Origin of the sequence: Burkholderia sp. DN3021 (assembly GCF_049805555.1) — a bacterium.
Taxonomy (GTDB): domain Bacteria; phylum Pseudomonadota; class Gammaproteobacteria; order Burkholderiales; family Burkholderiaceae; genus Burkholderia; species Burkholderia pyrrocinia_C.
Genome location: NZ_JBNCAB010000154.1, coordinates 1 through 7,180 on the forward strand (window position 1 = coordinate 1; position 7,180 = coordinate 7,180).

Genomic DNA, 7,180 nt, shown 5'->3' on the forward strand with positions numbered 1-7,180 from the left:
CAATGTGTGGGTTTTTTTATAAAATTGTTGTATATGGTATAATAACCGCGCCGGGCGTGCCCCAGGTTTTTTATATAATCAAAACCCCGGGGGGCGGCCGGCGGGCCCCCCCCCCGCCGCCCCCCCGTCTCCGGTCCGGCATGGCCTGCGGGCCCGTTCGCCCCGGCGCCAGCGTGCGCCGCTTGTGAACGGCCCGCGGCCCGCCCCGGTCGTTCGAACCGGGCGACGCCGGCCGGCAGGCGTGCGCGCGGCTCCGTCGGAGCGCGGCGCACTCGACGCCTGCACCGCCATTCCCTCAGGAGACAAGCCCATGCCAGGCCAAGGCAACGCTCACCCGTCTGTCCCGCTTTCCCGTACCGCGCACCCCGACGCGGGTCACGGCAAGTTCAAGAAACAGTTGTCGCTGACCGATCTCACGTTCATCGGTCTCGGCGCCATTTTCGGTTCGGGGTGGCTGTTCGCCGCGAGTCACGTGTCGACGATCGCGGGCCCGGCCGGCATCTTCTCGTGGCTGCTCGGCGGCTTCGCGGTGCTGCTGCTCGGCATCGTCTACTGCGAACTCGGCGCCGCGCTGCCGCGCGCGGGCGGCGTGGTCCGCTACCCGGTGTTCTCGCATGGCCCGCTGCTCGGCTACCTGATGGGCTTCATCACGCTGATCGCGTTCTCGAGCCTGATCGCGATCGAAGTCGTCGCCGCGCGCCAGTACGCGGCCGCGTGGTTTCCTGGCCTGACCGTAGAAGGATCGAGCGACCCGACGACGATCGGCTGGCTCGTGCAGGCCGCGCTGCTCTGCTTCTTCTTTTACCTGAACTATTCGAGCGTGAAGACGTTCGCGAAGGCGAACAACATCATCAGCATCTTCAAGTTCATCGTGCCGCTCGCGGTGATCGGCGTGCTGTTCACGTTCTTCAAGCCCGCGAACCTGACCGTGCACGGCTTCGCGCCGTTCGGCATGCCGGGCATCGAGATGGCCGTGTCCGCCGGCGGCATCATCTTCGCGTACCTCGGGCTCACGCCGATCGTGTCGGTCGCGAGCGAGGTGCGCAATCCGCAGCGCACGATCCCGATCGCACTGATCCTGTCGATCCTGCTGTCGACGCTGATCTACGTGCTGCTGCAGCTCGCGTTCATCGGCAGCATCCCGACCGCGATGCTCGCCGGCGGCTGGCACGACATCAGCAAGGCGTTCACGCTGCCGTACCGCGACATCGCGCTCGCGCTCGGCGTCGGCTGGCTCGCGGTGATGGTCGTCGCCGACGCGATGATCTCGCCGAGCGGCTGCGGCAACATCTACATGAACGCGACGCCGCGCGTGGTCTACGGCTGGGCGAAGACGGGCACCTTCTTCAAGGTGTTCACGCGCGTCGACGAAGCGTCGGGCATTCCGCGCGCGGGCCTGTGGCTCACGTTCGGCCTCGCGATCTTCTGGACGATGCCGTTCCCGTCGTGGGAAGCGCTGATCAACATCGTGTCGGCCGCGCTGGTGCTGAGCTACGCGGTCGCGCCGGTATCGGTCGCCGCACTGCGCCGCACCGCGCCCGACCTGTCGCGGCCGTTCCGCGCGAGCGCGTTCGGCATCACCGGCCCCGCGTCGTTCGTGATCGCCGCGCTGATCGTCTACTGGTCGGGCTGGAGCACGGTGTCCTGGCTGCTCGGCCTGCAGATCGCGATGTTCGTCATCTATCTCGCGTGCCGCCGCTGGGTGCCGACCGCGCACCTGAGCCTCGCCGAACAGGTGCGCTCGTCCGCGTGGCTGATCGCGTTTTATGCGGCGATGATCGTGCTGTCGTATCTCGGCGGCTTCGGCGGCACCGGCCGGCTCGCGCATCCGTACGACACGGCCGTCGTCGCGGCTGTCGCGCTCGTCATCTACTACTGGGGCGCGAATACCGGCGTCCGTTCCGACAAGCTGCAGCTCGACGACGACGAGGATTGACGCACCCGTTCCCTTTCTCACCATCACTCCGGCCGGGCGCACCACGCCCGGCCCCTGTCTTTTCCGAGGAAAACCATGCAACTCACAGGTCAGCTCCTGATCGGCCAGTCCGCCGTCGCCGGACAGAACGGCACCCTCCACGCGATCGCCGCCGCGACCGGCGAGCCACTCGAACCCGCTTTCGGCGGCGCGAGCCTGCACGACCTGGAGACGGCCTGCGCGCTCGCCGACGACGCGTTCGACACGTATCGCGAAACGACGCTCGACGCGCGCGCCGCGTTTCTCGACGCGATCGGCCGGCACATCATGGCGCTCGGCGACGACCTGATCGAGCGCTGCGTCGCCGAAACGGGCCTGCCGCGCGCACGCGTCGAAGGCGAACGCGGCCGCACGGTCGGCCAGCTCGCGCTGTTCGCGTCGCTCGTGCGCGACGGCGGTTTTCTCGACGCGCGGATCGATCCGGCGCGCCCCGAGCGCAAGCCGCTGCCGCGCGTCGACCTGCGCCTGCGCAACGTCGCGGTCGGGCCCGTCGCCGTGTTCGGCGCGTCGAATTTCCCGCTCGCGTTCTCGGTCGCCGGCGGCGATACGGCCTCGGCACTCGCGGCCGGCTGCCCGGTGATCGTCAAGGCGCATTCCGCGCATCCGGGCACGTCGGAACTCGTCGGCCGCGCAATCCAGCAGGCCGCGCGCGAATGCGGAATGCCGGCCGGCGTGTTCTCGCTGCTGTTCGACGCGTCGCGCGAGATCGGCCAGGCGCTCGTCGCCGATCCGCGCATCAAGGCGGTCGGCTTCACCGGCTCGCGCCGCGGCGGCGTCGCGCTGATGCATATCGCGGCCGCGCGCCCCGAACCGATTCCGGTCTATGCGGAAATGAGCTCGATCAATCCGGTGCTGCTGCTTCCCGCCGCGCTCGACGCGCGTCACGACACCATCGCGCCGCAGTTCGTCGCGTCGCTCACGCTCGGCGCCGGCCAGTTCTGCACGAACCCGGGCCTCGTGCTCGCCGTCGACGGCCCCGCGCTGCGCGCGTTCGAAGCCGCGGCGGCCGATGCCGTGCGCGCGGCGGCCGCGCAGACGATGCTGACGCCGCACATCCACGCGAGCTACACACAAGGCGTCGCGGCGCTGCGCGGACACGATGCGGTCAAGCTGCTCGCGGAAGGCGCCGAAGGCGGCCGCCATCAGGCCCGCGCGGCGCTGTTCGCGACGTCGGCCGACGCGTTCATCGCGCACACCGAACTGCGCGAGGAAGTGTTCGGCCCCGCTTCGCTGATCGTGCGCTGCCCGGATGCCGACACGCTGCATCGCGTGCTGAAGTCGCTCGAAGGCCAGTTGACGATCGCCGCGCATCTCGCCGACGGCGACGCGTCGCTGTTCGCCGCGCTGCGCACGACGCTCGAGCACAAGGCCGGCCGCATTCTCGTCAACGGCTTCGGCACCGGCGTCGAGGTCGGCCATGCGATGGTGCACGGCGGCCCGTTCCCGGCGACGTCCGACACGCGCACGACGTCCGTCGGCGCACGCGCGATCGAGCGTTTCCTGCGCCCCGTGTCGTACCAGGACCTGCCGGACGCGCTGTTGCCGGAAGCGATCCGCAACGGCAATCCGCTGAACGTGCCGCAGCGCATCGACGGCGTGCCCGCGCCGCGCGAGGTGAACCATGTCTGAGCAAACCGCCGAAGTCGTCCTGTCGCTCGACGAAGTCCATGCGCTCGCGCTGCGCGTGCTGACGCACAACGGGATGTCCGATGCGCATGCGCGGGCGATCGCCAATGTCATCACGCAGGGCCAGCGCGACGAATGCCATTCGCACGGCGTGTACCGGCTGCTCGTGTGCGTGCGTTCGCTGCGCAAGGGCAAGGTCGATCCGCAAGCGGTGCCGACGCTGCGCCGGCTATCGTCGTCGATCGTCGCCGTCGACGCGCATCGCGGCTTCTCGCTGCTGAGCTTCGAAACCGGGCTGCCCGTGCTCGTCGAGATGGCGAAGCAGCACGGGATCGCCGCGATGGCGATCAACCACTGCTACCACTTCTCCGCGCTGTGGCCCGAGGTCGAGGCGATCGCGGCCGAGGGGCTGGTCGGCATCGCGCTGAACCCGAGCCACAGCTGGGTCGCGCCGGAAGGCGGCCGCGAACCGGTGTTCGGCACGAACCCGATCGCGTTCGCATGGCCGCGCCCGGGCGGCGAGCCGTTCGTGTTCGATTTCGCGACGAGCGCGATCGCGCGCGGCGACATCGAGCTGCACGCGAAGCAAGGCAAGGCGATTCCGCCGCACTGGGCGATCGACGCCGACGGCCAGCCGACCACCGATCCGAAGGCCGCACTGCAGGGCGCGATGCGCACGTTCGGCGGCCACAAGGGCTCGGCGCTCGCGGCGATGGTCGAACTGCTCGGCGGCGCGCTGATCGGCGACATGACGAGCCGGGAATCGATGGATTTCGACGAAGGCGTCGGCGCGACGCCATGCCACGGCGAGCTCGTGATCGCGTTCGATCCGAAGGTGTTCCTCGGCGACGATCTCGACGCGGGGCTCGCGCGCGGCGAGCGGATGTTCGGGTCGATCGTCGCGCAGGGCGCGCGGCTGCCGTCGCAACGGCGCTTCGACGCCCGCGCGCGCAGCATCGCGAACGGCATGCGGATTCCGCAGGCGCTTTATGACGAGATCCTGACGCTGCTCGACTGACTGACGCCGGCGTGCGGAGGCGGCGCACATGCGTCGTCGATAAATGTGCGATCCGGCCGCCTCCCGGACCCGCCGCGCGGGCGTCCCGCAACCGCCCGCGCGTTCCGCGCCGCGCTGCGCCCGCCGGACGCGCCGGCCGCCGGCCCCGCGGGCGCCACGCCCCCGGCGGCTGTGGGATAATCGCCCGGTTTGCCCAGGGCGCAGCTCAAGAGGTTGTTCGCACGGGCGCGAGAGAGGCCTTTATTCCCGTGCCTCCACCCTTTTTCGCGATATTTCTTCAGCAACCACAATGCCCACTTACCGTTCCAAAACCTCCACCGCCGGCCGCAACATGGCAGGTGCGCGCTCGCTGTGGCGCGCCACCGGCATGAAAGACGACGATTTCTCGAAGCCGATCATCGCGGTCGTCAACTCGTTCACCCAGTTCGTGCCCGGGCACGTGCACCTGAAGGATCTCGGCCAGCTCGTCGCGCGCGAGATCGAGGCTGCCGGCGGCGTCGCGAAGGAATTCAACACGATCGCGGTCGACGACGGCATCGCGATGGGCCACGACGGCATGCTCTATTCGCTGCCGAGCCGCGACATCATCGCCGACTCGGTCGAATACATGGTGAACGCGCACTGCGCGGACGCGATGGTGTGCATCTCGAACTGCGACAAGATCACGCCGGGGATGCTGATGGCCGCGATGCGCCTCAACATCCCGGTGATCTTCGTGTCGGGCGGCCCGATGGAAGCCGGCAAGACGCGCCTCGCGAACCCGGTCACCAAGACCGTCGAACTGAAGAAGCTCGACCTCGTCGACGCGATGGTGATCGCGGCCGACCAGTCGTATTCGGACGCCGACGTCGCCGAAGTCGAACGCTCGGCCTGCCCGACCTGCGGCTCGTGCTCGGGCATGTTCACCGCGAACTCGATGAACTGCCTGACCGAAGCGCTCGGCCTGTCGCTGCCCGGCAACGGCACGGTGGTCGCCACGCACGCCGATCGCGAGCAGCTGTTCAAGCGCGCCGGCCGCCGCATCGTCGAACTGACGCGCCAGCACTACGAGCAGGACGACGAACGCATACTGCCGCGCTCGGTCGGCTTCAAGGCGTTCGAGAACGCGATGACGCTCGACATCGCGATGGGCGGCTCGACCAACACGATCCTGCACCTGCTGGCGATCGCGCAGGAAGCCGGCATCGACTTCACGATGAAGGACATCGACCGCCTGTCGCGCACCGTGCCGCAGCTGTGCAAGGTCGCGCCGAACACGAACAAGTACCACATCGAGGACGTGCACCGCGCGGGCGGCATCATGGCGATCCTCGGCGAGCTCGAGCGCGCCGGCAAGCTGCACACCGACGTGCCGACCATCCACGCGCCGACGCTGAAGGATGCGCTGGACCAGTGGGACATCGTGCGCACGCAGGACGACGCGGTCCGCACGTTCTACCTGGCCGGCCCGGCCGGCATCCCGACGCAGGTCGCGTTCAGCCAGAACACGCGCTGGCCGAGCCTCGACCTCGACCGCGCCGAAGGCTGCATCCGCTCGTACGAGCATGCGTTCTCGAAGGAAGGCGGCCTCGCCGTGCTGACGGGCAACATCGCGCTCGACGGCTGCGTGGTGAAGACGGCCGGCGTCGACGAAAGCATCCTCGTGTTCGAAGGCTCGGCTCACGTCACCGAATCGCAGGACGAAGCGGTCGAGAACATCCTGAACGACAAGGTCAAGGCGGGCGACGTGGTGATCGTGCGCTACGAAGGCCCGAAGGGCGGCCCCGGCATGCAGGAAATGCTCTACCCGACCAGCTACATCAAGTCGAAGGGGCTCGGCAAGGCATGCGCGCTGCTGACGGACGGCCGCTTCTCGGGCGGCACGTCGGGCCTGTCGATCGGTCACTGCTCGCCGGAAGCGGCAGCGGGCGGCGCGATCGGCCTCGTGCGCGACGGCGACAGGATCCGCATCGACATCCCGAACCGCACGATCGACGTGCTGGTGTCGGACGAGGAACTGGCGCGCCGCCGCGAAGAGCAGAACGCGAAGGGCTGGAAGCCGGCGCAGCCGCGTCCGCGCAAGGTGTCCGCGGCGCTGAAGGCGTACGCGAAGCTGGTCATGTCGGCCGACAAGGGCGCGGTGCGCGACGTGTCGCTGCTCGACGACTGACGGGGCGGCCTACCGACGACGGGCAACCAGCGACGGACAGTCCGCTCGGGCTGCGGCGCCACACAACCGCCCGGCCGCCCGCTCGCCTGATCCAGAAGCCGCTCTCCGGAGCGGTTTTTTTTCGTCCTGCGCGCGGAGAAATCGCGGAACTGGCGCGGTCAGTGACGGTATTCGTCGGTACCGCCTCCGCCACCACCGTGGCTACCGCCGCCGTTTCCGCCGCCTTGCGGCCGCGCGTAACCACCGCCACCGCCGCCGCCCTGATGCACAGGCGGCATCGGACGGGCTTCACCGCCCGGCGCGGGGGGCGGGCGCAATACGGCCGGCGGCGGGCCCGCCGGCCGGGCATTGCCCGGCGCGGCCTGCATCGGCGCAAGCGCAGGTGCCGCCGGCGCCGGCATGCGGTTCGCTC

The 7,180-nt window shown here is 69.3% G+C and carries 4 protein-coding genes and 1 pseudogene; 4 read left to right on the top strand and 1 reads right to left on the bottom strand.

Features of this window, described 5'->3' with window-relative positions; genetic code table 11:
• The first annotated feature begins 310 nt into the window (after window positions 1–310).
• The 4 genes from ACPUER_RS35505 to ilvD all read left to right on the top strand — a co-directional run bounded on the left by ACPUER_RS35505 (window position 311) and on the right by ilvD (window position 6,768).
• Window positions 311–1,936, top strand: coding sequence for an APC family permease (locus ACPUER_RS35505; RefSeq protein WP_175958897.1), 1,626 nt, complete (start codon window positions 311–313; stop codon window positions 1,934–1,936).
• A 75-nt stretch (window positions 1,937–2,011) separates the two neighbouring features.
• The gene (locus tag ACPUER_RS35510) at window positions 2,012–3,604 is read left to right on the top strand and encodes an aldehyde dehydrogenase (NADP(+)) (RefSeq protein ID WP_425133418.1); all 1,593 of its coding nucleotides are present in this window, start codon (window positions 2,012–2,014) and stop codon (window positions 3,602–3,604) included.
• Window positions 3,597–4,619, top strand: a complete 1,023-nt coding sequence (locus ACPUER_RS35515) for an Ldh family oxidoreductase (RefSeq protein ID WP_425133419.1) — start codon at window positions 3,597–3,599, stop codon at window positions 4,617–4,619. The genes ACPUER_RS35510 and ACPUER_RS35515 overlap by 8 nt, the downstream gene beginning before the upstream one ends.
• Before the next feature lie 289 nt (window positions 4,620–4,908).
• Complete coding sequence (gene ilvD / locus ACPUER_RS35520; RefSeq protein ID WP_310142782.1) at window positions 4,909–6,768, top strand: dihydroxy-acid dehydratase; 1,860 nt, start codon at window positions 4,909–4,911, stop codon at window positions 6,766–6,768.
• Between the two features lie 158 nt (window positions 6,769–6,926).
• Here ilvD and ACPUER_RS35525 read toward each other — a convergent pair.
• Window positions 6,927–7,180 (bottom strand): annotated as a pseudogene (locus ACPUER_RS35525) (SH3 domain-containing protein); the annotation flags it as partial.

Excerpts from the sequence above, each read along its gene's own strand:
- ilvD (WP_310142782.1), top strand. The coding sequence starts at position 4,909 with ATGCCCACTTACCGTTCCAAAACCTCCACCGCCGGCCGCAACATGGCA.
- ACPUER_RS35510 (WP_425133418.1), top strand. The coding sequence starts at position 2,012 with ATGCAACTCACAGGTCAGCTCCTGATCGGCCAGTCCGCCGTCGCCGGA.
- ACPUER_RS35505 (WP_175958897.1), top strand. The coding sequence starts at position 311 with ATGCCAGGCCAAGGCAACGCTCACCCGTCTGTCCCGCTTTCCCGTACC.
- ACPUER_RS35515 (WP_425133419.1), top strand. The coding sequence starts at position 3,597 with ATGTCTGAGCAAACCGCCGAAGTCGTCCTGTCGCTCGACGAAGTCCAT.